Annotated in this window: 20 protein-coding genes; 16 read left to right on the plus strand and 4 right to left on the minus strand. The window is 72.1% G+C overall.

Annotated features, from left to right (window positions below; translation table 11 throughout):
• The first annotated feature begins 237 nt into the window (after positions 1 to 237).
• From pal to glmM, 6 genes are all read left to right on the plus strand, one after another.
• Complete coding sequence (gene pal / locus BM314_RS16190) at positions 238 to 732, plus strand: peptidoglycan-associated lipoprotein Pal (RefSeq protein WP_012321252.1); 495 nt, start codon at positions 238 to 240, stop codon at positions 730 to 732.
• A 113-nt stretch (positions 733 to 845) separates the two neighbouring features.
• Entirely contained in the window at positions 846 to 1835 is a 990-nt protein-coding gene (gene ybgF / locus BM314_RS16195) for a tol-pal system protein YbgF (RefSeq protein WP_091978978.1), read from the plus strand.
• Between the two features lie 107 nt (positions 1836 to 1942).
• On the plus strand, positions 1943 to 2980 hold the full coding sequence (gene tilS / locus BM314_RS16200; protein ID WP_091979075.1) for a tRNA lysidine(34) synthetase TilS: 1038 nt from the start codon (positions 1943 to 1945) through the stop codon (positions 2978 to 2980).
• Between the two features lie 48 nt (positions 2981 to 3028).
• A complete protein-coding gene (ftsH, locus tag BM314_RS16205) occupies positions 3029 to 4951 on the plus strand; it encodes an ATP-dependent zinc metalloprotease FtsH (protein WP_056533689.1) in 1923 nt (640 codons plus the stop codon).
• A gap of 330 nt (positions 4952 to 5281) precedes the next feature.
• A complete protein-coding gene (locus BM314_RS16210) occupies positions 5282 to 6094 on the plus strand; it encodes a sulfite exporter TauE/SafE family protein (protein WP_091978980.1) in 813 nt (270 codons plus the stop codon).
• Positions 6095 to 6163: 69 nt separating this feature from the next.
• A complete protein-coding gene (gene glmM / locus BM314_RS16215; RefSeq protein ID WP_026605059.1) occupies positions 6164 to 7504 on the plus strand; it encodes a phosphoglucosamine mutase in 1341 nt (446 codons plus the stop codon).
• Between the two features lie 50 nt (positions 7505 to 7554).
• On the opposite strand, the gene BM314_RS16220 is transcribed toward glmM, so the two are convergent.
• Positions 7555 to 7896 (minus strand): MmcQ/YjbR family DNA-binding protein, encoded by a 342-nt coding sequence (locus BM314_RS16220; RefSeq protein WP_020094008.1) that lies wholly within the window; start codon positions 7894 to 7896, stop codon positions 7555 to 7557.
• 236 nt (positions 7897 to 8132) lie between these two features.
• Between BM314_RS16220 and BM314_RS16225 the strand changes: the two genes are divergently transcribed.
• From BM314_RS16225 to BM314_RS16235, 3 genes are all read left to right on the plus strand, one after another.
• The gene (locus BM314_RS16225; RefSeq protein ID WP_091978982.1) at positions 8133 to 9107 is read left to right on the plus strand and encodes an outer membrane protein; all 975 of its coding nucleotides are present in this window, start codon (positions 8133 to 8135) and stop codon (positions 9105 to 9107) included.
• A gap of 216 nt (positions 9108 to 9323) precedes the next feature.
• Complete coding sequence (locus tag BM314_RS31025; RefSeq protein ID WP_091978984.1) at positions 9324 to 10307, plus strand: omptin family outer membrane protease; 984 nt, start codon at positions 9324 to 9326, stop codon at positions 10305 to 10307.
• Between the two features lie 83 nt (positions 10308 to 10390).
• Complete coding sequence (locus tag BM314_RS16235) at positions 10391 to 10693, plus strand: hypothetical protein (RefSeq protein WP_091978985.1); 303 nt, start codon at positions 10391 to 10393, stop codon at positions 10691 to 10693.
• 16 nt (positions 10694 to 10709) lie between these two features.
• Here the strand turns inward: BM314_RS16235 and BM314_RS16240 are convergent, their stop codons facing one another.
• Complete coding sequence (locus tag BM314_RS16240; RefSeq protein ID WP_020094004.1) at positions 10710 to 11258, minus strand: HNH endonuclease; 549 nt, start codon at positions 11256 to 11258, stop codon at positions 10710 to 10712.
• 521 nt (positions 11259 to 11779) lie between these two features.
• Between BM314_RS16240 and BM314_RS16245 the strand changes: the two genes are divergently transcribed.
• Positions 11780 to 14512 carry a DUF3772 domain-containing protein gene (locus BM314_RS16245; RefSeq protein WP_091978987.1) on the plus strand — a complete coding sequence of 911 codons (2733 nt, stop codon included), beginning with the start codon at positions 11780 to 11782 and terminating at the stop codon, positions 14510 to 14512.
• Here the strand turns inward: BM314_RS16245 and BM314_RS16250 are convergent.
• Positions 14465 to 15553, minus strand: coding sequence for a GGDEF domain-containing protein (locus BM314_RS16250; protein ID WP_091978989.1), 1089 nt, complete (start codon positions 15551 to 15553; stop codon positions 14465 to 14467). The two genes, BM314_RS16245 and BM314_RS16250, sit on opposite strands and share 48 nt — an antisense overlap.
• A gap of 186 nt (positions 15554 to 15739) precedes the next feature.
• Here BM314_RS16250 and BM314_RS16255 point away from each other — a divergent pair, with 186 nt between their 5' ends.
• Positions 15740 to 16219 carry a CAP domain-containing protein gene (locus BM314_RS16255; protein WP_091926984.1) on the plus strand — a complete coding sequence of 160 codons (480 nt, stop codon included), beginning with the start codon at positions 15740 to 15742 and terminating at the stop codon, positions 16217 to 16219.
• Between the two features lie 377 nt (positions 16220 to 16596).
• Positions 16597 to 18372 (plus strand): glucan ABC transporter ATP-binding protein/ permease, encoded by a 1776-nt coding sequence (locus BM314_RS16260; protein ID WP_091978991.1) that lies wholly within the window; start codon positions 16597 to 16599, stop codon positions 18370 to 18372.
• A gap of 90 nt (positions 18373 to 18462) precedes the next feature.
• Here BM314_RS16260 and BM314_RS16265 read toward each other — a convergent pair whose 3' ends face one another.
• On the minus strand, positions 18463 to 19350 hold the full coding sequence (locus BM314_RS16265; RefSeq protein ID WP_020093999.1) for a YihY/virulence factor BrkB family protein: 888 nt from the start codon (positions 19348 to 19350) through the stop codon (positions 18463 to 18465).
• Positions 19351 to 19591: 241 nt separating this feature from the next.
• Between BM314_RS16265 and BM314_RS16270 the strand changes: the two genes are divergently transcribed.
• The 4 genes from BM314_RS16270 to BM314_RS16285 all read left to right on the plus strand — a co-directional run bounded on the left by BM314_RS16270 (position 19592) and on the right by BM314_RS16285 (position 24427).
• On the plus strand, positions 19592 to 20500 hold the full coding sequence (locus BM314_RS16270; protein ID WP_091978993.1) for a DMT family transporter: 909 nt from the start codon (positions 19592 to 19594) through the stop codon (positions 20498 to 20500).
• Between the two features lie 126 nt (positions 20501 to 20626).
• A complete protein-coding gene (locus tag BM314_RS16275) occupies positions 20627 to 22189 on the plus strand; it encodes an FAD-dependent oxidoreductase (protein ID WP_091978995.1) in 1563 nt (520 codons plus the stop codon).
• 116 nt (positions 22190 to 22305) lie between these two features.
• Entirely contained in the window at positions 22306 to 22512 is a 207-nt protein-coding gene (locus BM314_RS16280; RefSeq protein WP_012321270.1) for a hypothetical protein, read from the plus strand.
• 232 nt (positions 22513 to 22744) lie between these two features.
• Positions 22745 to 24427, plus strand: a complete 1683-nt coding sequence (locus tag BM314_RS16285) for an acyl-CoA dehydrogenase family protein (RefSeq protein WP_091978997.1) — start codon at positions 22745 to 22747, stop codon at positions 24425 to 24427.
• The last annotated feature ends 73 nt before the right edge of the window (positions 24428 to 24500 follow it).

Consider the following 24500-nt stretch of genomic DNA (forward strand, 5'->3'; position numbering starts at 1 on the left):
AACCGGGGCGGCCGAAATGGCGCGTCGCGGCCCGCCGCCCCGCCGCCGCCGCATTCCGGGCGCGTCCGGGTGCGTCAGCGCACGCCGTCGATCGGTGCGGACCGTCACCACGCCCCCGCGCCGCCCGGCGGAACCGTCGCTTAACCAACCCCGCCTACCAACGGCGCCAGGATTACGCGGACCCGCCTCGAAGACCAGCAGCCGGCCTTCGGCACCGCTCGAGGAGTTTTTCAGACCATGCCCCAGCGTTTCCGCGCCGCCGCCCTCGGCCTCGCACTCGTGGCCGCCCTCGGCCTGGGCGCCTGCAGCAACGACAAGGACCTCGCCGACGCCTCCGCGTTCGGGGCGGGCGCCGCCACCCCGGGCAGCGCGCAGGACTTCGTCGTCAATATCGGCGACCGGGTCTTCTTCGAGTCGGACTCCACCGACCTGACGCCGACCGCGACCGCGACCCTCGACAAGCAGGCCGCGTGGCTGCAGCGCTACCCGCGCTACACCTTCATCATCGAGGGCCACGCCGACGAGCGCGGCACCCGCGAGTACAACTTCTCCCTCGGCGCCCGCCGGGCCCAGGCGGTGAACGACTACCTCGCCACCCGCGGCATCGCGGCGAGCCGGATGCGGACTGTGTCGTACGGCAAGGAGCGGCCGGTGGCGGTGTGCAACGACATCTCCTGCTGGTCGCAGAACCGCCGCGCGGTGATCGTCCTCGACCGCGGCGCCGGCGCGTAGGCCGCCGCGCGAACGAGTCCGGAGGCGGCATGCGGCCGCCTCCGCGCCGCAGTTTTGCCGCGGTGCGGCGCATCTGTTAGGGCCTCGCGCCGACACCGGACCGCAGCCGAACCATGCCCGCCCACCTTCGCACCCGCCTCGCCCTCGCCACCGCCCTCGGTGCCGCGCTCCTCGGCCACCCGGCCGCCGCGCAGGACGCCTCGGAACTGGTGGTGCGCCTCGGCCGCATCGAGAACCAGTCCCGGATGATGGCGGGACAGATCGAGACCCTCCAGTACGAGAACCGCCAGCTCAAGGAGCAGCTGCGCAAGTTCCAGGAGGACGTCGAGTACCGCCTGAACGAGGGCAAGGGCGGCAAACCCGCGGCCGCGCCCGCGCCGTCGGGGCCCGTCAACGGCGGCAATCCGGGCGCCGGCCGCCCCGGGAAGCGCGGCGACGCCTTCGACCCGTCGCAGGCCCCCGGCGCCCCGGGCGCCCCGGTGCAGCTCGGCAGCACGCAGCCCTCGGCGCCGCTGCCGCCCCGCGAGGCTGAGGAGGCCGCCGAGGCGGCGCCCCGGCCGCAGCGCCTGCCCCAGGGCGCGCTCAACGAGTCCGGCGAGGACGACGCGGAGGCCGGGAGCTCCGGCTACGACGAGCCCGTGGACCTGCGGCCGCCGGCCCGGACCGGGGCGATCCCGGCGCGGCCCTCCGAGAGCGTGGCGGCGACCCGGACCGGCGATCCGGCCGCCGATTTCGACGCCGCGGTCGAGCTGTACCGCGCCAAGCAGTACGAGCAGGCCGAGATGGGCCTGCGCCAGTTCATCCAGTCGCACCCGCGCGACAACCGGGTCGCCGGCGCGACCTACTGGCTCGGCGAGAGCTACCTCGCCCGCGGCCGCAACCGCGAGGCCGCCGAGCAGTTCCTGAAGGTCTCCACCGACTACGCCCGCTCCGCCCAGGCCCCCGACGCCATGCTGAAGCTCGGCGTCACGCTCAACGCGCTCGGCGCCCGCGAGCAGGCCTGCGCGACCCTGGCCGAGCTGGACCGGAAGTTCCCGAATGCCGGCACCGGCGTCCGCCAGGGCGTCGCCCGCGAGCAGAAGCGCGCCCGCTGCGGCGCCTGAGCGTCTCGGGCGCTCTGAGCGACTTGGGCGACTCGGGCGACTCGGGCGACCCGGTCCTCGGCGCCCTCCGCCCCTGGCTCGACCGGGCCGCGCGCGGCGGGCGGGGCGTGCTCCTCGCCGTCTCGGGCGGTCCCGATTCGAGCGCCCTGATGCACGCCGCCGCGCGCCTGCGCGACGCGACCGGCGCGTCCCTGCGCGTGGCGACCGTCGATCACGGCCTGCGGCCGGAATCCGGCGCGGAGGCCGAGGGCGTCGGCCGCGCCGCCCGGGCGCTTGACCTGCCCCACGCGACCCTGACCTGGACGGGCGCGAAGCCCGGCACCGGCCTGCAGGACGCGGCCCGCACCGCCCGCTACGCACTCCTCGCCGCCCATGCCGGGGCGGTCGGCGCCGGGCTCGTGCTGACGGGCCACACGCGGGATGACCAGGCCGAGACGGTGCTGATCCGGCTCGCGGCCGGCAGCGGCCCCGCGGGGCTCGCCGGCATGCGCGCCGAGCGGGACCTCGGTCCCGGCCTCGCCCTCGGGCGCCCGTTCCTGCACCTGCCGAAGGCGAGCCTGGAGGCGTGGTGCGCGGCGCGCGGCATCGGGTATCTGCGCGATCCCGCCAACGGCGATCCGCGCTTCGCCCGCGGCCGCCTGCGCGCGGCCTGGCCGGCCCTGGAGCGCGAGGGCCTGACCCGGGCGCGCCTCGCCCGGCTCGCCGAGCGCGCCGCCCGCGACGAGGCCGCGCTCCGGGGCGCGGCCGAGCAGGCCCTCGATGGGGCGCTCCGGCCCGGGTCGGAGACGGGCGCGGGCCTGCGCCTCGACGGGCGCGCCCTGGTGGCCCTGCCGGACGCCGTGGCCCTGCGCTGCCTGGATCTCGCCCTGGCCCGGGCTGGCGCGGCGCCGCGCCGCCTCGAGCGCCTCGAGACCCTCGTCCTCGAATCGCTCCTGCCGGCCCTGCGCCGCCGGGAGCCGGTCCGCCGCACCCTCGCGGGGATCCTCGTCGCCGCCGACGCGGGCGGGGGCGTGAACCTCGCCCCGGCGCCGCCGCGCCGGCACGGGCCCGCGGGTGCTGCCCTCGCCGCAGGGTCTCCCGACTTACTTGGCAAGGGAGAGCCCCCCGCCTACATTGGCGGAGTGTGCACGGATGGACCGGAATAGCCGCGTGGCGGGTCCGTCCTGGGGGTCGCACGCGCCAGGGATTGATCGATGAACCCGAATTTTCGCAACTTTGCCTTGTGGGTCGTCATCTTCCTGCTGGTGCTGGCCCTCGTCACCCTGTTCCAGAACCCGGGTCACCGGGGCGGCGGCAGCGAGATCGCCTACAGCCAGCTCCTGAACGACGCCGATGCCGGCAAGATCCAGTCGGTGGTGATCTCCGGGCAGGACGTGTCCGGCACCTACGTGGGAGGCGGCAACTTCACGAGCTACGCGCCCAACGACCCGAGCCTGGTCTCCAAGCTGCAGGGCAAGGGCGTGACGATCACCGCCCGCCCGCCGTCCGACAACACTCCGTGGTTCATCCAGCTGCTGGTGAGCTGGCTGCCGATCCTCGTCTTCATCGGCGCCTGGATCTTCCTCTCGCGCCAGATGCAGTCCGGCGCCGGCCGCGCCATGGGCTTCGGCAAGTCGAAGGCCAAGCTCCTGAACGAGGCCCACGGCCGCGTGTCGTTCGACGACGTCGCCGGCGTCGAGGAGGCGAAGGAGGATCTCCAGGAGATCGTCGAGTTCCTGCGCGACCCGCAGAAGTTCCAGCGGCTCGGCGGCCGGATCCCGCGCGGCGTGCTGCTCGTCGGCCCGCCCGGCACCGGTAAGACCCTGATCGCCCGGGCGGTCGCGGGCGAGGCCAACGTGCCGTTCTTCACCATCTCGGGCTCCGACTTCGTCGAGATGTTCGTGGGCGTCGGCGCCAGCCGCGTGCGCGACATGTTCGAGCAGGCCAAGAAGAACGCGCCCTGCATCATCTTCATCGACGAGATCGACGCGGTCGGCCGCCACCGCGGCGCCGGCCTCGGCGGCGGCAACGACGAGCGCGAGCAGACCCTGAACCAGCTCCTCGTGGAGATGGACGGGTTCGAGGCCAACGAGGGCGTCATCATCATCGCGGCGACCAACCGCCCCGACGTGCTCGACCCGGCGCTGCTGCGTCCCGGCCGCTTCGACCGCCAGATCATGGTGCCGAACCCGGACGTCACCGGCCGCGAGCGCATCCTGCGCGTCCACGTCCGCAAGGTGCCGCTGGCCCCCGACGTCGACCTCAAGACCATCGCGCGCGGCACCCCGGGCTTCTCGGGCGCCGACCTGATGAACCTCGTCAACGAATCGGCGCTCCTCGCCGCTCGACGCGGAAAACGCATCGTGACGATGCACGAGTTCGAGGACGCCAAGGACAAGGTCATGATGGGCGCCGAGCGGCGCACCCTCGTGATGACCGAGGACGAGAAGCGGCTCACCGCCTACCACGAGGGCGGCCACGCCATCGTGGCGCTGAACGTCCCGGCCACTGACCCGGTGCACAAGGCGACCATCATCCCGCGCGGTCGGGCGCTGGGCATGGTCATGCAGCTGCCCGAGCGCGACAAGCTCTCCATGAGCTTCGAGCAGATGACCTCGCGGCTGGCGATCATGATGGGCGGCCGCATCGCCGAGGAGATGATCTTCGGGCGCGAGAAGGTAACCTCGGGCGCGCAGTCGGACATCGAGCAGGCGACGCGGCTCGCCAAGATGATGGTGACCCGCTGGGGCTTCAGCCCCGAGCTCGGCACCGTCGCGTACGGCGACAACAACGACGAGGTCTTCCTCGGCATGTCGATGGGCCGGCAGCAGTCGGTCTCCGAGTCGACCGCCCAGAAGATCGACGCCGAGGTCCGCCGCCTCGTGGAGACCGGCCTGGAGGAGGCGCGCCGCATCCTGGCCGAGCACAAGGACGACCTGGAGGCCCTGGCCCAGGGGCTCCTCGAGTACGAGACCCTCTCGGGCGAGGAGATCCGCAACCTGCTCAAGGGCCAGCCCCCGATCCGCGACGGCGGCGACGTGCCGCCGACCCCGGCCCGGGGCTCCTCGGTCCCCTCGGCGGGCCGCGGCCGGCCGAAGGAGAGCGACGGCGGCCTGGAGCCGCAGCCGCAGGCCTGAGACCGCACGGTCGGACGAGCGAAGGGGGCGCCGCGAGGCGCCCTTTTTCGTGCCGTGCAGCCTCCTCCGACGCACGTGCAGCGTCGACGCCGCCGTCGGCGGCGCGCTGTCGGGACCGGGCGCGGCTCCCGTCTCCCGCACGGGAGAGGGGGCGCGTCGCGCTCCCTCATCAGCGGCGGTGTCCGCCCGCCACGCGGGATCATCGTCGCATCCCCCGTGACAAACCGGCCCTCCTGTCGGCGGATCGACGGCGTCAGCTTGGCCGCAGGCTCGGCGTCGTCCGCCGAATCGGAAACACAGAACCCTCCCGCGGGCCGCAGTTGGATCCCGATGCCGGTCTCGACCTACCTCGTCGTCGCCCTCGGCGCCGTCGTCGCCGGCTTCGTGCAGGGCCTGTCGGGCTTCGGCTTCGGGCTCACGGCCCTGTCGTTCTGGGCCTGGGTGATCGACCCGCAGCTCGCCGCCGTGCTGGCCGTCTCCGGCGCCTTCACGGGCCAGGTCATCGCGGCGGTCTCGGTCCGGCGCGGGTTCGAGACCAGGCGCCTCGCGCCCTTCGTCCTCGGCGGCCTCGCCGGCATCCCCCTCGGCGTCCTGCTGCTGCCGCGGCTCGACGCCGACTGGTTCAAGACGCTCCTCGGCCTGCTGCTGATCGTCTGGTGCCCGGCCATGCTGTTCGCCCGGAACCTGCCGCGGATCGCGGCCGGCGGCCGGCTCGCCGACGCCGCGGTGGGCCTCGGCGGCGGGATGATGGGCGGGCTCGGCGGCTTCACGGGCGTGCTGCCGACCCTCTGGTGCACCCTGCGCCGCTACGAGCGCGACGTGCAGCGCTCGGTGATCCAGAACTTCAACCTCGCGATGCTCAGCGTCACCCTGGCGACCTACCTCGCCGCGGGGCTCGTCACCCGGGCGACGCTGCCGATCCTGGCGGTGGTCCTGCCGGCGATGCTGGTCCCGACGCTGCTCGGCACCCGGATCTATCTCGGCCTCAGCGAGGTCGCCTTCCGCCGGCTCGTGCTCGGCCTGCTGACCGTCTCGGGCCTCGCGCTGGTCTCGGCCTCGGCGCCGCGGCTCCTGCAGCGCGCCGGGCGCCCCATTTCGACCGCCTTTGTCGGGGAGCACCCCGTTGACTCTGCCGGCCGGTGAGCCGCCGGCGGGCGCGATAATCTGCTAAGCTGTGCCGGGTCCGCGAGACCGGGCGCCGGAGACGTGATGGTGCGCAAGTATTTCGGAACCGACGGCATCCGGGGTCGGGCCAACGGCGTGATCACGCCGGAGCTCGCCCTCAAGGTCGGTCAGGCCGCCGGCCTCGTGTTCCAGCGCGGCGACCACCGCCACCGGGTGGTGATCGGCAAGGACACCCGCCTCTCGGGCTACATGATCGAGACCGCGCTCGTCGCCGGCTTCACCTCGGTGGGCATGGACGTGCTCCTGCTCGGGCCGGTGCCGACGCCGGCCGTGGCGATGCTGACCCGCTCGATGCGGGCCGATCTCGGCGTGATGATCTCGGCCTCGCACAACCCGTTCGAGGACAACGGTATCAAGCTGTTCGGGCCCGACGGCTTCAAGCTCAACGACGCGATCGAGCACGAGATCGAGGGGCTGATCGACGCCGACATGCACAAGCGCCTCTCCGGCTCGAACGACCTCGGCCGGGCCAAGCGCATCGAGAGCGTGCACGCCCGCTACATCGAGTTCGCCAAGCGCACCCTCCCGCGGCAGGTGACGCTGGACGGGCTGCGGGTCGTGGTCGACTGCGCCAACGGCGCGGCCTACCGGGTCGCCCCCGAGACCCTGTGGGAGCTCGGCGCCGAGGTGATCGCCATCGGCACCGAGCCGGACGGGTTCAACATCAACCGGGATGTCGGCTCGACCGCGCCCGCGGCCCTGATCGACATGGTGCGCGAGCGCCGGGCCGATATCGGCATCGCGCTGGACGGCGACGCCGACCGGGTGCTGATCGTGGACGAGAAGGGCCAGGTGGTCGACGGTGACCAGCTCATGGCCGTCGTGGCGCGCTCCTGGAAGGAGGACGAGCGCCTGACGCAGCCGGGCGTGGTCGCGACGATCATGTCGAATCTCGGCCTGGAGCGGTTCCTCGGCGGCCTCGGCCTGACCCTGGCCCGCACGGCGGTGGGGGACCGCTACGTCCTCGAGCACATGCGGGCGCACGGCTACAACCTCGGCGGCGAGCAGTCCGGCCACATCATCATGTCGGACTACACGACCACCGGCGACGGCCTCGTGGCCGCCCTGCAGCTGCTGAGCGTGGTGCAGCGGCAGAACCGGCCCGTGAGCGAGGTCTGCCACTGCTTCGACCCGCTGCCGCAGATCCTCAAGAACGTCCGCTACCGGAGCGGCGAGCCCCTGCGCGAGGACAGCGTGGTCAGCGCCATCGAGCACGCCCGCGAGCGGCTCGGCAATGCCGGCCGCCTCGTGATCCGCCCGTCGGGCACCGAGCCGGTGATCCGCGTCATGGCCGAGGGCGACGACCGCGGCCTCGTCAACGCGGTGGTTGACGAGGTGGTCGACGCCGTCACCCGCGCGGCGGCCTGAGGCCGGAGCCCCGGAGGGGCGCGGCTCGACTCCGAAGGGGGCAGCCCGAGTCAGCCCAGATCGGCGTAGGCGGCGCGCAGCTCCGCGGGTGCGGTCATCCGCCACGCCGCCAGCAGCGCCGCCCGCAGAACCTCCTCCGCGCACGGGTCGAGGTCGAGATTGGTCCAGCCCCGCCGCCCCCAGGCGCCGTCGAGCGGCGCGAACAGGTCCGGTTCGGCCTCGCAGAGGGCGGCCTGATCGGCGGGCGCGAGGCGCAGCACGACCCGCGCTTCCTCGACCCAGAGGGTCGCGAAGACCCGGCCGCCGACCCGGAAATCCGGGTTGCCGCTGTGGGCGCCCGCTACCGCCTCGGGCAGCATCAGCGCCAGGATGCGCACGTCGTCGGGTCCCATGCGGCCTCAGCCCCCGCGCCGTCCGGCCCCCACAGAAGAACTGCGCTGACCCCGGCGGCGCAGCGCAGCCGAAACAAGCAAGTCTCGCCCGGATATCCGTTTCGACAGTTCGGCAACGGATACGCAAGCCTAACATTTAACGTTAAGCCGGATTTAAGACGTTCCTTCCATCCTGCCCTCGTACCCCGGGACCGCGCGCCGCGCGTCCGGCTCACGAGTCCAGTGAAGGAATCCTCATGGCCCGCTCCAAGCTGAACGCTTTGGTGCGTAGCCTGACGCTCGCGGCGAGCGTCGGTGCGCCCTGCCTCGCCGCGGCCGCGGATCTGATGCTGCCGCCGCCCCCGCCCCCGCCGCCCCCGCCGATCGAGGTCGGCGGCGGCTGGTACCTGCGTGGCGACGTGGGCGCGAGCATCTACACCCGTCCGCGCTACAGCGACGCCTACGACTACACCGGCTACGCCGAGTCCAACCGCGCCTTCGGCAACGCGGTCGGCGGCGGCGGTTTCGCGGGCGTCGGCGTCGGCTACCAGTTCACCCCGTTCCTGCGCGGCGACATCACCGGTGAGTACCGCTACTCCACCGGCCTGCGCGGCAGCGAGTACTACAAGGGCCCGGATTTCGACAACGGGCTCGGCTCGTACGGCGTGAACAAGTCGAGCGGCAACTTCGACTCCGCGGTGGTGCTGGCCAACGCCTATTTCGACCTCGGCACGTGGTACGGCATCACGCCGTTCATCGGCGGCGGCGTCGGCTACGCGTTCAACCACGTCTCGAGCTACTCGACCAACCAGCAGTTCACCAGCCCGACCTACGCGTACGATTACACCAATGCCGGCTGCGGCTGCATCCCGTACGCACCGGTCTACGACCCGAACGGCAATCCGGTCTACAACACCAACAGCGGCAGCAAGTTCTACAAGGACAAGACCAGCGGCAGCTTCGCCTGGGCGCTCCACGCCGGTCTCGCCTACAACGTGACCGACGCGCTGAAGATCGAACTCGCCTACCGCTACCTGAACCTTGGCAAGGCCGAGACCGGCCCGGGCTTCGTCCCGTGCTGCACCGGCAGCCTGCAGGCGATCAAGATCAAGGACATCGAGGCGCACGACGTGAAGATCGGCCTGCGCTACTACCTCGGCGGCTTCGTGGCGGCCCCGCTGCCGCCGCTGATGCCGGAGCCGATCCCCGGCCCGCTGGTGCGCAAGTACTGATCGCGCCTCGACCGCGATTCCCCGGACGGACGACGACGGCGCGGAGGCTCTCCGCGCCGTTTCGCGTTTCGGCGCCCGTCACGACGCGCCGGGACCGGTCTCCCCGGATCGGGACTGACCTGTCGCAGTCGAGCAACGGAGAATTAAGGTTACTGGTCTATCACCGTGTCGAGGCTCGATCCGCCGTCCGTCTCTTTCCGTCCCAGGACGATCCCGATGCGTACCGTCACTTTCCCGCTGCTGGCGGTTCTCGGTCTCTGCGGCGTGAACACCGCGCGCGCCGCGGATCTCGATTACGATTACCTCCGTGGCGCCGAGTACGAAACGGCCCCAGTCGTGCAGACGGAGTCGGTCTCCGCAGAACTCTTCATGGGTTACGTGGCCGGTCGGGCCCATGAATACGTCAACGCTGTCGGTGGCCAAGGCCGGCTCAGCCAGCTGAACTGGGACACTAACTCCCTCGCCATCGGCGGCCGAGTCGCCTTCAGCCCCTTCGACGGCGTTACCATCCGCGGTCGCGGATGGACCTCCGTATTCTCGGGTGGGACGATGGAGGATTACGACTGGCTTAACGGTTACAAAGGCGCAAGCAGCTGGACCCATTACTCCCAGAGCCCCAACGCCAAGCCCGCCACCATGTGGCAGGCTGATGCCAGTGCGGCCGTGACGTTCTACAGCGACGAGGACACAGCGTTATACGCGATCGGCGGCTACCGATACTTCACCTTTAAATCGAATGCCCGGGGTGGGGCATACATCTACTCGTCGCCATCCGGATTCCGAAATGAGATGGGCATGTTCCCAGGAGGCCAGCTCGGCATCGCCTACCAGCAGGAATGGCAGACGCCCTATCTCGGAATCGGCGGCAAGATGGCGTTCGGTGACTGGACGGCCTCGGGCGAGTTGATCGGCAGCCCGGTGTCGATCGGAAACGCGAAGGACCATCATGCCCTACGCTACCTCGTCTACAAGGATTCAATGAGCCCCACCGGCATGGTCGGATTCGACGCCGCGCTGGAATACCGGGTGACGCCGGTGCTCTCCGTTGTCGGGCGCGCCGAGTACCAAAACTACCTCGAGGCGGCCGGTAGCGAGAAAATCTACGCGGGCGGAGTCCTCGCCACGGCCCTTCCAAAGCCTATGGTCGGCGCTTCGATGGAGACGTTGCTGCTCTCCCTGGGCGTCAAGGCCAAGCTCTGAGTCTGCCCGGAACGCGGCGCAGCTTCAACCGTGCTCCCCCGTTGCCCGACAGGCCCGACGCCATGCTGAGGAACAACCGAACCATGACGTCTCGCCCGCGCCGCGGGATCGTCCTCGCGGCCGGTGCCGCGCTCGCGCTCAGCCTAGGACCGGCCCTGGCCGCCGACCGGGCCGGACCGCCCTTCGACCCGGCCCTGTCGCCTGGGAATCCCGGGTTCGTGCACGGCCATCCTGTGCACCGCCGCCACCCACCGCGGCACCGCATCGTCGAGCGGGTGCCGGTGATCGGACCGCCGGTCCGGGGACCTCATTTCTGGGGCTACCTGCCGCGCAACCACAACGTCCCGATGTACAACGAGCCGCCCCGCCGCGAGCCGGCCTGGTGAGGCCTCCGCTCAGCTGTCAGCTCTCCAGCTCGCTGTCCCAGTACAGGTAGTCGAGCCAGGTGTGATGGTACTGGCGGTGGTCGAACTCGGGCTGCCGGTGGTGCAGCTCGTAGCGCGTCGGCCGCCGCGGCTCGGTCATCAGCGGCATGTCCGCCTCGTCCGGCGTGCGGTTGGCCTTGCGCAGGTTGCAGGGCGAGCAGGCCGCCACGACGTTCTCCCAGCTCGACAGGCCGCCCCGGGAGCGCGGCACCACGTGGTCGAAGGTTAGGCCGCCCGAGGGCAGCCGCAGGCCGCAATACTGGCAGCTGAAACCGTCGCGCAGGTAGATGTTGTAGCGGGTGAAGGCCGGGCTGCGGGCCAGCGCCACGTAGTTCTTCAGCGCCACGACGCTCGGCACCCGCAGGGCGCGCGAGGGCGAGCGCGCCTCGACGTCGTAGCTCGCCACCAGGGTGACGCGGTCGAGGAACAGGGCCGTGAAGGCGTCCTTCCACGACCAGAGGGAGAGCGGATTGTACGAGAGCGGCCGATAATCCGCGTTGAGGACGAGGGTTTGGAGATCCATCATCGGCGCGACTCTTCGGACTAGCTCTGGCGCGTGAGACGCGCGGGACCATGCCGCCGCCCCGCCGGCCCGTCCGAACCGGCCCGGGGCCGATGCAGGACGAGCCGGCGCGCGGAGCGACGGCTTGACGGGAGAGACGGAGGGAACAACAGGGCGGCGGGCCGGCGCGCGGGGGCGCCGGTCGATGCGGTAGCATCCGGAACGCGGCCGGGCCGGGCCGGTATCGCCACCGGCCGCGCCCTTTCGCGTAGCAACGAAAAGGCCCTGTCCATCAGGTGTTCATCTAATCCCAGCGTGACACCCTTGTGAAGCTTTTCCGGATGAGCCCCGGGGACGCACCCACAGCGGGCTCGCGGGGGCGGGACCCGGCGCGGGATCCGGCCCGGGGTGGGCAGCGGCACGGTTTCGCCCTATTGCTCGCCCAGAGCGCCCGGCCGCCAGGAGGCCCGCCCGGTCCCCGATCGCCGCCGATTCGCCGATGCCGGACTCCGGCCGGCCGCCGCGCGCCCGACGAGAGGTTGCTCATGCATCGTATCCCAGCGCGGACCCGGAAGCCGGAGGGCGCGCCGCGCCCGTCCCGCGCACTCGCCCTGCTCGCCGCGCTGGTGTTCGCAACCCCGGCGGCCCTGACCCTGCCGGCCTTCGCCCAGGATCCGGCGCCCGCCGCCAAGTCTTCCGATCAGAAGCCCGCCGATCAGAAGCCCGCCGATCACAAGTCCGCGCCCGACGCCAAGCCCGCGGACGGCAAGGCGCCCGACGCGAAGGCGCCCGACGCGAAGGCGCCCGACGCGAAACCCGCCGAAGCGAAGCCCGCGCCCCCGCCGGCCGCCAAGGCCGAGGTTCCCGAGCAGTTCAAGAAGGTCCGAGCCAAGCTCGACGCCGCCAAGACCGAGCTCGACGCCCGCGAGAAGCAACTCGGCCACACGGAGCTGACGGTGGCCGACCTCACCGCCATCCGCGACAGCGCCGTGACGGTCACCGACGAGATCCGCACCCTGGTCACCCGGCTCGACGCGCCGCTGGAGGCCGCGCGCGAGCGCCTGGCCCAGCTCGGGCCGAAACCCAAGGATACCCAGGAGAGCGCCGACGTCGCCGCCGAGCGCGCCGAGCGCGAGGCCGCCGTCACCCGCATCGACGAGACCCAGCGCCTCGCCCGCTCCCTGGTGGTGCAGGGCGACCAGATCGTCGACCGTGTCTCGAATCGCCGCCGCGAATCGTTCACCCGCGACCTGCTCCAGCGCTCCCAGCCGCTGGTCGGCCCCGGTCTCTGGACCAAGGTGATGGGCGACGTCCCCCGGGACACGCGCGCCCTGCAGAGCGCCGTGTCGGATATCGGGCTGCTGTTTTCCCGCAACGGCAACCTCGCCAACCTGCTGTTCCTGGGGCTCGCCTTCGGGATCTCGGTGGCGCTGTATTTCGGCCGGCGCAACATCGCCCCCAAGGGCGCCCGCCGGGACGCCACCAAGACCGACCCGTCGCGGCGCGCCGTGATGCTCGCCGCCTGGCGGGTGATCCTGCTCGGCACGGTGCCGGCGGTGGCCGGATCCTACGCGGTCTACTACGCCCTCGATTCCACCAACCTGCTGCCGTCCCGGCTCCTGCCGGTCGCCGCCGCGATCCTCGGGGGGCTGGCCTTCATCGCCTTCGTGGAGGCCCTGTGCGACGGGCTGCTCAGCCCCGAGAAGCCGGCTTGGCGGCCCGCCCCGGTGAGCGACGCGGCGGCCACGCGCCTGACCCGGCTCGCCGTCGGCATCGCCACGGTGATCACCGTGGTGAAGTCCGTCGAGGCCCTGAATTCCGGGATCTCGGCGGCCCTGCCGATCTCCATCGCCACGCGGGGCCTCGGGGCGGTCGCCACCGCGCTGATCCTCGCGGTCGGCCTCCACCGCTTCGCCGACACCGAGCAGGAGGAGGAGGCCTGCTTCGGCCCCTACGTGCCGACCAAGACCACGACGGGCATCGGCGGGCCGGCGCGGCTCCTGGGCTGGGCCGCGGTGGCGCTGATCGGGCTCGGCGCGCTGGTGGGCTACGTGGCCTTCGCGGCCTTCCTGATCGACCAGCTGATCTGGGACGCGGCCGTCCTCGTGCTGCTCTACCTGCTGGTCCAGAGCGTCGATATCTTCGTCGGCCGCGCCCTCAGCGACGAGACGCGGCTCGCCACCACGCTCCAGGCCAATACCGGCCTGCGCAAGCGCTCGCTCAACCAGATCTCGGTCCTGACGACCGGCGCGACCCGGCTCATCCTGTTCCTAGCGGCGGCGGTCCTCGTGCTGGCGCCCTGGGGGCTCGATTCCACCGACATCGTCTCGTCGGTCCGGCAGGCCTTCTTCGGCTTCAAGGTCGGCGACGTCACGATCTCGCTCTCGAGCATCGCCTTCGGGATCGGCATCTTGGTGGTCGGCGTGTTCATCACCCGCGGGGTGCAGCGCTGGCTGGAGAACACCTACCTGCCGGCCACCGACCTCGACGCGGGCCTGCGCAACTCGATCACCACGGTGGCAGGCTATTGCGGCTTCCTGATCGCGCTGGCGCTCGCCTTCTCGTATCTCGGCCTGAGCCTGGAGAAGCTCACCATCGTGGCCGGCGCCCTGTCGGTCGGTATCGGTTTCGGCCTCCAGTCGATCGTCAACAATTTCGTCTCCGGCCTGCTGCTCCTGTGGGAGCGCCCGATCCGGGTCGGCGACCAGGTGGTGATCGGCGATTCCGAGGGCATCGTGAAGCGGATCTCGGTGCGCTCCACCGAGATCCAGACCTTCGACCGCTCGGCCGTGATCGTGCCGAACTCGAACCTGATCTCCGGGGTGGTGAAGAACCGGGTGCGGGGCGACCGGACCGGGCGCGTCAGCATCACGGTGAGCGTCCTGCGCAACCAGGACCCGGTGCGCGCCGCCGAGATGATCACGGCCTGCGCGCAGAGCCACTCCGACATCCTGAAGGAGCCCCCGCCCCGGGTGGTGTTCAAGAAGATCGGCGACCCGTTCCTGGAATTCGAGCTGCTCGTCTGGATCGTGGACGTGAGCCTCGGCCAGAAGGTGGTGACCGACCTGAACTTCTCGGTGTTCGCGACCCTCTCGGAGGCGGGCTTCATCCCGCCGCTCGGGCCCGGCTCCAGCATCGTCACCGTGCAGGGCCTCGACACGATGCAGAGCGCCATGGGCGAGATCGCCAGCCGCTTCATCCAGCCGGCCGCGGTTCCCGAGGGCGGCGAATCAGCCCGCCCCCAGCGCGACCGCGGGCTGCGCAGCGCCGGTGCCTGACCGGCCGCCGCCGAGGACGATCCGGACGGCGTTCCCGCCCGCGTCCTTGGCGGCGTAGAGCGCCGCGTCCGCCCGGTCGAACAGCCGGGCGCGGCCCCCGCGCCCGCTGGACATCCCCGCGGCGTCTCCCACCGCGATCCCCACGGAGGAGCCGATCCGCAACTCCCGGCCGCGATACGGGATCGGCCGGCTCAGGGCGGCGACGACGCGCCGGCCGCGCTCCACCAGCGCGAGCGGGTCGACGGGCGCCCGCAGGAGCACGGCGAACTCGTCGCCGCCGATGCGGGCCACGAGGGCCGCATCCCGGCAGACGGCGGCGAGCCGCGCGGCCGAGCGCCGGAGGCACAGGTCGCCCGCCGCGTGGCCGTGGACGTCGTTGACCGGCTTGAACCCGTCGAGGTCGATCAGCAGCAGGGCGGCGAGGGGATCCGGACCGGCGCCGTCCGTCCCGGCCTCGAACCGCGCCTCGAATCCGCGGCGGTTCGCCAGCCCGGTGAGCGGGTCGCGCTCGGCGCGCCGGCTCAGCTCGGCCAGCCGGGCGATCTCCTCGGTGACGTCCTGCTTGGTTCCAAACAGGCGGGCGGGGCGCCCGTCCTCGGCCTCGACCGCGGCGCGGATCCGGATCCAGCGCCGCCGGCCCCCGGCCTGGATCTCGGCGTCGAGCACGAAGGCGCCGCTCCCGGCGATCGCCCGGTGCCGGAGCGCCTCCAGCAGGCGCCGCGAGGTCGGCTCGTAGAGGTCCAGGATCCGGGGCCGGTGCAGCGCTGCGCCCCGGGGGACGCCGAACAGGTCGTGGACGCCCCCGGACCAGTCGAGGGCGCCGTCGCGCAGGCGGCAGGACCAGAGGCCCATCCCGGCGGCCGCCAGGGCACGCTCCTGTCGCGCCAGCAGGCCGGCCTGCTGGCGGAGGATCGCCCGCTGGAGGGCGCGCGCGGCCGCGGCCTCCGACGCCGCCTCAGACGCTGCCGACGGGTCCGCGCACCCGCCGACGGGTCGGTCGCGGGGTGGATCCACCGGGGTCAGGGAACGCGCGGTCGTCATCGGTGTGCAATTTTAGACGGAGGGCCTTTGAGGAAGCCCTAACCGTCCGATGCGCGGCCGAGCGGCAGCCCCTATATGGCGGCTGGGCGGTGGGGCCGTCGCAGGGATGGGTGAAACGTGACGAGACGCGATCGGGACGGTCGACATGCGGGGCGCGGGCGCGCCCGGATCAGGACCGGAGCCCGGATGGTCGGTCCGGCCGCGCTGGCGGTGGCGCTGCTCGGCGGCTGCGCCGCCCAACCGCCGAGCAGCGCCGGGCTGCCGAGCATCTACCTGCCGCTCGCCAGCAACAGCGCGCATATCGACGTCGAGGCGGCCCGCGACATGATCTCGTCCTACCGCCGCAACCGCGGCGCGCCGCCGCTGACGGTCGATCCCGAACTGCAGCGCCTCGCCGAGGCCGAGGCGGCCGCCATGGCGCTCGCCGACCGGCCGAGCCGGGCCCAGACCGTCAAGGCCGCCGTCGAGCGGCTCGGCTACGCGAGCGTCAACGCCAACCTCTCGGCGGGCTACCACACCCTGGCCGAGGCCTTCTCGGGCTGGCGCGAGAGCCCGCCCCACGACGCCACCATGCTGGCGCCCGGGGCGACCCGGATGGGGATCGCCACTGCCTACGCCCCGGGCTCGAAGTACAAGGTCTACTGGGCCCTCCTCACCGCGAAGTAGCGGCACCCCGCCGGTCGGCCGGCATGGAGGGGACCTCGCCGGCGGGAGGCGAATCGGTCGTCCGGACAGCCGGCCGACGTCGATCATGAACGGCGCGAACGCCGCCTCGACGCCGCCGAGCCGTCGGGCACCGCCCGCGCGTCCGGGACGCGGCGGGTCCGGGCTAAGCTTCGGGAAACTTTGCTGAAGCAACCGTAAAGGCGACTGTTTCGAACCTGTATCGGCCCGTCATCGCCCGTTCAGGCAGGCGCTGGCATACCCGTTTCGTACGAGGGGTTTGACGCGGATCCGGCACGCATGCCGGCCGCGCGGACCTCCTCGGTGAAGGCGTGAGACCCGGGTCACACGGGCCGCGCCAGGGGTGGCGGAGCGGTACGATGGTTCGTCTGTACGGGCGGGTCCTGGGATTTCTGAAGGCGGAGCGGCGGCTGGCGATAGGCCTAGCCGTCACCAACGTGGTCCTGGCGATCGCGGCCTTCGCCGAGCCCCTGCTGATGGGCCGGATCATCGACCAGCTGACCCATCTCAAGCGCGGCGGCGACGCCATGGGCACGATGCTGCCCCTGCTCGCCGCCTGGGTGGCGTTCGGCTTCTTCACCATCGCGGCGGGCGTGTTCATCGCGCTCCACGCCGACCGGCTCGCGCACCGCAACCGCCTGTCGTCGATGGCGAGCTACTTCGAGCACGTCCTCGACCTGCCGCTCGCCTTCCACTCGGCCAACCATTCCGGCCGCGTCCTGAAGGCGATGCTGGAGGGCACGAACGGCATGGCGTGGCTGTGGCTCGGCTTCTTCCGCGATCACCTCGTCGCCCTGGTCTCGCTCGGCGTGCTCCTGCCGATGACCCTGTTCATCAACTGGCAGCTCGGCGCGATCCTGGTGGTGCTGGTGCTGGCCTTCACGGCGCTCACCACCTTCGTGATGCGCCGGACCGAGGCGCTCCAGGGCCAGGTCGAGGAATTCAACTCGGGGCTGGCCGCCCATGCCTCCGACGCCCTCGGCAACGTCGCGGTGATCCAGTCCTTCACCCGCGCCAAGGCCGAGAAGGAGGCGATGCGCGGCATCATCACCAACCTGCTCGCCGCGCAGATTCCGGTCCTGTCCTGGTGGGCGCTCGCCAACGTGGCGACCCGCGCCTCCGCGACCATCACCATGACGGCGATCTTCGTCACCGGCATCTGGCTCTACCAGGCCGGCACCACCACGGTGGGCGAGGTCGTGGCCTTCATGAGCCTCGCCACCGCCTTCGTGGCCCGGCTCGACCACGTGGTCGGCTTCGTCAACGGCCTGTTCCAGCAGGCGCCGAAGATCGCCGAGTTCTTCGAGATCTACGACACCGTCCCGGCGGTGGCCGACCGGCCGCACGCCCGGCAGGTCGCCCGCTTCGAGGGCGCGGTCACCTTCGAGGACGTCGCCTTCTCGTACGACGGAAGGCGCCCGGCGCTCGACGGCGTGTCGTTCACCGCCAAGCCCGGTGAGACGATCGCGCTGGTCGGCACCACCGGCTCGGGCAAGTCGACGACGCTCGGCCTCCTGCACCGCAGCTTCGACCCGGCCTCCGGCGCGATCCGCATCGACGGGATGGACATCCGCGACGTCGGCCTCGCCTCGCTGCGCCACAACATCGGCGTGGTGTTCCAGGAGCCGATGCTGTTCGCCCGCTCGATCCGCGAGAACCTGCAGGTCGGCTGCCCCGACGCCACCGACGCCGAGATGCTCGACGCGCTGGAGCGCGCCCAGGCCAGCGCCTTCATGGCGCGCCAGGCCGACGGGCTCGACACGGTGATCGGCGAGCGCGGCCGGTCGCTCTCGGGCGGCGAGCGCCAGCGGCTCTCGATCGCCCGGGCCCTCCTGAAGAACCCGCCGATCCTGATCCTCGACGAGGCGACCTCGGCGCTGGACGCCGCCACCGAGCGCAAGCTCCAGGGCGCCCTGGAGACCGTGATGGAGGGGCGGACCACCTTCGTCATCGCCCACCGCCTCGCGACGATCCGCGACGCCGACCGCATCCTGGTGTTCCACGAGGGCCGGATCGTCGAGGCCGGCACCTTCGACGACCTGGTCGCGCAGGACGGCAGGTTCGCCGAGCTCGCCCGGGCGCAGTTCATGGCGGCCCAGGCGGAGGAAGACGAGGGGCTGGCGCTGGCGGCGTGAGACGCCGCCGGGCGCACCGCGTCGTCGGGTCCGGGCGCGAACCCCTCTCCCGCGCGGGAGACGGTGAGGTGCGACCGGGACGCTCCGGGATCAGGCGCCCGGTCCCGGGGCGCCCGTCCCGGACCTGCGGCCCTCCATCTCGGCCCGGCGCGCCAGCATCTTCGCCTGCAGGCGGGCGCGGCGGGCGGCGATCACCGTGCCGTTGATCTCGCCGCCGAACAGGAACATGGCGGCGAGCCAGTAGAGGAAGACCAGGAACACCATCGCGGTGGCCAGCCCCCCGTAGGTCGACGCGTAGGCGTTGGAGAATCGGTCGAGGTAGTAGCCGAAGCCGAGGCCGGCGAAGAACCACAGGAGCAGCGTCACCCCGATCCCCGGCAGCACCGACAGGATCGAGCGCCGCCCGGCCGCGACGAACTTGTGGGCGATGACCAGCACGACGGCGAGCAGCAGGGCCGTGACGCCGATCCGCCCGATCGCCACCGTGAGGCTCAGGGGCTCCAGGCCCGGCGCCACCAGGACGACGTTGCGCCAGATCAGCGGCCCCAGCACCACGAGCAGCGCGAAGGCCAGCATCGCGAAGGCGCCGCAGATCACGTAGCCGATCGATTCGAGGCGGGTCAGCCACCAGGGCCGGCTCTCGCGCAGGCCGTAGGCCCGGTTCAGCCCGACCCGCAGGCTCTCGACGCCCGAGGAGGAGAAGTACAGGGCGAACAGCGCGCCGAGCGTCAGCACGCCGCTGCGCTGCTCGGTGAGCACCCGGTGCACCTCGCCGACGATCGGCTTGGCGATCTCCCGCGGCCACGCGTCGAAGATCAGCACCCCGGCCTCGTCGGCGAGCGACTGGGTGCCGAACAGGCCGGCGAGCGCCGCCAGCAGGATCAGGAACGGGAACAGCGAGGTCAGGCTCGAGAGCGCGATGTGGCTCGCGATCGCCCAGCCGTCATGGGAGACGAAGCGCTGCGCGGCGACGCCCATGACCTGTAATCCGCTGCGGAGGGGTTTCACGGGTGTCCAACGATCCTCGATCGCGCGATCCTCGGGGCGGCCCTCTCCGGGAGAGGTCCGCCGATGAACGGCGCCGGCACCCGCGCGTCAACGCCGCCGGCGCGCTCCGGTCCCGATCGGCGGCCGGTGACGCGTCCGCGCCACGCCGCCGGCCGGTCGGGACCGCGCCCCGCCCGGGCGGCGAGATCACCGTTGCGCCGGGCGCGCCGGCATGCTCCGTCCGGCGGCCATGCCTACGCTCTCCCGCCCGTCGACGCTCGCGTCCGGCGCTCTCCCGGCGCTGTTCATCCCGATCTGGGCCACGGGCTTCATCTCGGCCCGGGCGGTCGTGCCGCACGTCGATCCGCTGGCCTTCACCGCAATCCGCTTCACGGCCGTCGCCCTGGTGCTGGCCCTGATCGCCGCGGCCGCCCGGGTGCGCTGGCCGGCGGACCGGGCGGGGTGGCGCGACCCGGTCGTCGCGGGCTTCCTGATGCAGGGCGTCTACCTGTCGGGCGTCTTCTGGGCGGTGAGCCACGGGCTGCCGGCCGGCATCGCGGCGCTCGTCGGCAGCCTCCAGCCGCTGCTCACCGCGCTCCTGGCGCAGCCGCTGCTGGGCGAGCGCGTCAGCGGCCGGCGGGCGCTCGGGATCCTCATGGGCTTCGTCGGCACCGGCCTCGTGCTCGCCCCGAAGCTCGGCGCCACGGACCCGTCCGGGATCCCGCCGGCGGCGCTGGCCGTCAGCCTCCTGGGGGTGCTGGCGCTGACCCTCGGCACGCTCTGGCAGAAGCGCACCGGCGGCCAGGTCGATCTCCTGGCCGGCGCGACCCTCCAGTTCGTCGGCGGCATGGCCTGTGCCATCCCGCTGGCGCTCGCCTTCGGCGGCGGCGCGTTCGATCCGGCGCCCGCCCTGTGGCTCGGCCTCAGCTGGGCGGTCCTGGTCAACTCGGTCGCCGGGATCCTGCTGCTGCTGGTGCTGATCCGACGGGGCGCGGTGGCGGGCGTCGCCGCCCTGTTCTTCCTCGTGCCGCCGGTCGCGGCCGTCCTCGGCTACCTGCTGTTCGGCGAGGTGCTGACCCCCGTGCAGGGCGCCGGCATGGCGCTCGCCGCCCTCGGCGTGGCGGTGGCGAGCCGCGGCTGAGATGGCCGCGGGCGGTCGCCGCCGAGGCCGCGACCCCTGCGACGGAAGGCGCGGAAACCCTTCGCGCCCTCGCGGTTTGGTGCGCGCGGGCCGGATCGGCCCGGGCCGGCAGCGCGCGAGGCGAGGATGAACCAGGACAAGCCCCGCGAGATCCGCCTCGCCCTCGACGCGATCCCTCTCGGCGGCAAGGCCGAGGGCAAGGGCGAGGGGGCCGCGGGCGACGACGCGGTGCTGTTCGTGCGCGACGCCGACGGGGTGCGCGCCTTCCAAGCGAAGTGCCCGCATCTCGGCGCGCCGCTGGCCAAGGGCGAGATCTGCGGCGGCCGGCTCTACTGCCCCTGGCACAAGGCGGCCTTCGCGGTCGCCGACGGCGGCGTGGAGGAGCCGCCGGCGCTGGAGGCGCTGACTCGCTATCCCGTCCGGATCGAGGGCGGCGAGGCGGTGGCGACGCTGACGCCCGAGCCGGCCCCAAGGCGAGAGGCCGAGACCCCGGTCGGGACGGTCCTGATCGTCGGCACCGGTGCGGCCGCCGCCGCCTGCGTCACCACGCTCCGGCGCGAGGGCTTCGCGGGGGCGATCACCCTGGTCGGCCGCGAGGGCCACCCGCCCTACGACCGGACCAAGCTGTCCAAGCAGTTCCTGGCCAAGCCCACCCCGGCCGAGAAGACCCTGCTGGAGCCGGATTTCGCCGCCGCTCACCGGGTCGAGCGGGTCGAGGCCGAGGTGACCCGGGTCGATCCGGCCGGCCGCAGCGTCGCGCTGGCGGACGGGCGCACGCTCACCGGCGACGCGTTGCTGATCGCCACCGGCAGCCGCGCCGTGGTGCCGGATTTCGCGGGGAAGGACCTCGACGGCGTCCTGACCCTGCGCAGCCTCGACGACGCGGTGCGGCTCAGCGAGGCCGCGGAGCGGGCGACGCGCGTCGTGGTGATCGGCGCGGGCTTCATCGGCCTGGAGGCCGCGGCCTTCCTGACCAAGCGCGGCCTGTCGGTGACGGTCCTGTCCCGGGAGGAGGTCCCCTTCGCCAAGCGCTTCGGCGAGGCCGTGGGTGCGGCGCTGAAGCGCTACCACGCCGGCAACGGCGTGACCTTCGTGACCGGCACGGTCGCGCGGATCGCCGGCACCGGCTTCGTCGAGGCCGTCGAGACCGAGGACGGCGCGCGGCTTCCGGCCGACCTCGTGCTGATCGGCGCCGGCGCCGCGCCGGAGACCGGGATCGTCGCCGGGGTGGAGCCGGACGAGTCCGGCGGCCTCCCGGTCGGCGCCGACCTGAAGCTCGCCGACAACGTCTGGGTCGCGGGCGACATCGCGGCCTTCCCGGAGCGCGGCAGCGGCGTCACGGCGCGGATCGAGCACTGGCGGCTGGCGCAGCAGCACGGCACGCACGTCGCCCGGGCGATGCTCGGCGCCACCGGCGCCTTCGCGGGGGCGCCGTTTTTCTGGAGCAACCAGGGCGACAAGCGCCTGGATTACGGCGGCTACGCGCCGGATTTCGAGCGGATCATCCTGCAGGGCGACCCGGCGGCGCTCGACTTCATCGCCTACTACGTCCGCGACAACCGCGCGGTGGCCGCCTGCAGCATCGGCCGCAACCCCGCCTTCACGGCATTCCTCCACCTGCTGGGCGAGGGCCGCGTGCCCGCCCCCGACCGGATCGAGGCCGGTGCGGATCTCGCCGGGCTGGTGTGACGGCGCGACATCGGCGCCACATCGGGGCGGCCGGACCGAGGGAACAAGGTCGGGCGGTCCATCTTTCGGTAGACGCCGCCCGCCGTCTCGTGAGCCGGGCCCGCACGGGAGGCCCCATGAACCAGATCATCGTCGTCGCCCTCATCTGCGCCGCCTCCGTCCAGGCCCCGGACTGCTCGCGCGAGACCGCTATCGACGTGGTGACGGGCCCGGCCCACACGCTCCAGGAATGCCTCGTCCAGGGTCCGGTCCTGGCGGCCAATGCCGGCTTCAAGGGCGAGGACGGGTCCTACCTGAAGACCCGGTGCGAGCAGAGGCGCTGAGCCGGGGCCGTCCGGCGAGCAGGTTTCGGTAGGCTGAAGGCACGATCATCAGTGTCCGAAGCGTCGCGCGTCGCCGCGCCGGTCAGGCCTTGACTTCGCAGGGCTGCGCGCCGGCCCGCCAGCCCCGGTATTCAACTTCAGTTCAAGGCGAGACAAACGAAATCTGCTTCGACTCCGGACCGCGGCAGGTTAAAAGACCCGATCCAAGAAGACGCCACGCGAGCAGAGAACCATGTCCGCATCCCCCGCCATCCAGACCGAGCCGCAGGATCTCGTGGCCCTCACCAAGGCCGCCGGTGAGAGCGCGAAGGCGCTGGCCGCCGAGGCCACGCGCCGGGTCCGCACGCGGATCCTCGGGACGGACGGGCGGATCGACGCGGCCAAGCTTGAGGGCCAGCAGCACGCCGCCCACGGGCTCGCGTGGCTCGCGACCTACGCGGAGGCGGTGAACGAGCTCGGCGGCTACGCCGAGCGCCTGCAGGCCGAGGGCCGGTTCGGCGAGACCGAGGCGCTCCTCGTCCGGATCGGCGCCGGCGAGTATCTCGACCAGCTGTTCTCCGGCATCCCGATGAGCCAGGGCGAGATGGTCCGCGTCACCGGGTCGCTCGGCCTCTCCGCCAAGGAGGTGGCCCCGTACCGCACGGACGCGGTCGAGACCCTGATCGCCGATGGCAACACCCCCGAGAACCGCGCCGCCCTGGTCGCGCTGATGCGCGACGGCGGCGGCTCGGCGACCGTCGGCGCCTCGGGCCTCGACGAGGACATGGAGGCGATCCGCTCCGAGATGCGCCGCTTCGGCAAGGCCGAGGTGGTCGATCAGGCGCACGAGTGGCACCTGAAGAACGCCTACATCCCGATGGAGATCGTGCAGAAGATGGCCGAACTCGGCGTCTTCGGCTTGACGATCCCCGAGGAGTACGGCGGCATGGGCCTGCCGAAGACCGCCATGTGCGTGGTCTCGGAGGAGCTGTCCCGCGCCTATATCGGCGTCGGCTCGCTGGGCACCCGCTCGGAGATCGCCGCGGAGCTGATCCTGTGCGGCGGCACCGAGGAGCAGAAGCAGCGCTTCCTGCCGAAGATCGCCTCCGGCGACATCCTGCCCACCGCTGTCTTCACCGAGCCGAACACCGGTTCCGACCTCGCGAGCCTGCGCACCCGCGCGGTGAAGGAGGGCGACGTCTGGAAGATCACCGGCAACAAGACCTGGATCACCCACCCGGTCCGCGCCGACATCATGACGGTGCTGGTGCGCACCAAGCCCGAGGAGAAGGGCCACAAGGGCCTCTCCATGCTGATCGCCGAGAAGCCCCGCGGCACGGACGAGGATCCCTTCCCGGTCCAGGGCCTGTCGGGCGGCGAGATCGAGGTGCTCGGCTACCGCGGCATGAAGGAGTACGAACTCGCCTTCGAGGGCTTCGAGGTGCCGGGCGGCAACCTGCTCGGCGAGGTCGAGGGCAAGGGCTTCGCCCAGCTGATGCAGACCTTCGAGTCGGCCCGCATCCAGACCGCGGCCCGCGCCATCGGCGTCGCCCAGTCGGCCCTCGACGTCGGCCTGCGCTACGCCGAGGAGCGGGTCCAGTTCGGTAAGGCGCTGGTGAACTTCCCGCGGGTGGCCGACAAGCTCGCCATGATGGCGGTGGAGATCAACATCGCCCGCCAGCTCACCTACTTCTCGGCCCGCGAGAAAGACGAGGGCAAGCGCTGCGACCTGGAGGCCGGGATGGCGAAGCTGCTCGGCGCCCGCGTCGCCTGGGCGGCGGCCGACAACGCCCTCCAGATCCACGGCGGCAACGGCTTCGCGCTCGAGTACCCGGTGAGCCGGATCCTGTGCGACGCGCGCATCCTCTCGATCTTCGAGGGCGCTGCGGAGATCCAGGCGCAGGTGATCGCCCGCCGGCTGCTCGAGTCTGCCTGAAATCCTGGCTAGAGCTGGGGAATAGTACGTATCATGGGATTATAAGTCGGCATATGAACCCGGCTTAAACGAA

Source organism: Methylobacterium sp. 13MFTsu3.1M2, assembly GCF_900112625.1.
GTDB lineage: Bacteria > Pseudomonadota > Alphaproteobacteria > Rhizobiales > Beijerinckiaceae > Methylobacterium.

Coding starts and splice junctions, on each gene's coding strand:
- BM314_RS16220 (WP_020094008.1), bottom strand. CDS start 7,896: ATGGGACCCGACGACGTGCGCATCCTGGCGCTGATGCTGCCCGAGGCG.
- BM314_RS16245 (WP_091978987.1), top strand. CDS start 11,780: ATGCATCGTATCCCAGCGCGGACCCGGAAGCCGGAGGGCGCGCCGCGC.
- BM314_RS16275 (WP_091978995.1), top strand. CDS start 20,627: ATGAACCAGGACAAGCCCCGCGAGATCCGCCTCGCCCTCGACGCGATC.
- BM314_RS16260 (WP_091978991.1), top strand. CDS start 16,597: ATGGTTCGTCTGTACGGGCGGGTCCTGGGATTTCTGAAGGCGGAGCGG.
- BM314_RS16235 (WP_091978985.1), top strand. CDS start 10,391: ATGACGTCTCGCCCGCGCCGCGGGATCGTCCTCGCGGCCGGTGCCGCG.
- ftsH (WP_056533689.1), top strand. CDS start 3,029: ATGAACCCGAATTTTCGCAACTTTGCCTTGTGGGTCGTCATCTTCCTG.
- ybgF (WP_091978978.1), top strand. CDS start 846: ATGCCCGCCCACCTTCGCACCCGCCTCGCCCTCGCCACCGCCCTCGGT.
- BM314_RS16265 (WP_020093999.1), bottom strand. CDS start 19,350: ATGGGCGTCGCCGCGCAGCGCTTCGTCTCCCATGACGGCTGGGCGATC.
- BM314_RS16255 (WP_091926984.1), top strand. CDS start 15,740: ATGGTCGGTCCGGCCGCGCTGGCGGTGGCGCTGCTCGGCGGCTGCGCC.
- BM314_RS16250 (WP_091978989.1), bottom strand. CDS start 15,553: ATGACGACCGCGCGTTCCCTGACCCCGGTGGATCCACCCCGCGACCGA.
- BM314_RS16280 (WP_012321270.1), top strand. CDS start 22,306: ATGAACCAGATCATCGTCGTCGCCCTCATCTGCGCCGCCTCCGTCCAG.
- pal (WP_012321252.1), top strand. CDS start 238: ATGCCCCAGCGTTTCCGCGCCGCCGCCCTCGGCCTCGCACTCGTGGCC.
- BM314_RS16210 (WP_091978980.1), top strand. CDS start 5,282: ATGCCGGTCTCGACCTACCTCGTCGTCGCCCTCGGCGCCGTCGTCGCC.
- BM314_RS16225 (WP_091978982.1), top strand. CDS start 8,133: ATGGCCCGCTCCAAGCTGAACGCTTTGGTGCGTAGCCTGACGCTCGCG.
- BM314_RS16285 (WP_091978997.1), top strand. CDS start 22,745: ATGTCCGCATCCCCCGCCATCCAGACCGAGCCGCAGGATCTCGTGGCC.
- BM314_RS16270 (WP_091978993.1), top strand. CDS start 19,592: ATGCTCCGTCCGGCGGCCATGCCTACGCTCTCCCGCCCGTCGACGCTC.
- BM314_RS16240 (WP_020094004.1), bottom strand. CDS start 11,258: ATGATGGATCTCCAAACCCTCGTCCTCAACGCGGATTATCGGCCGCTC.
- BM314_RS31025 (WP_091978984.1), top strand. CDS start 9,324: ATGCGTACCGTCACTTTCCCGCTGCTGGCGGTTCTCGGTCTCTGCGGC.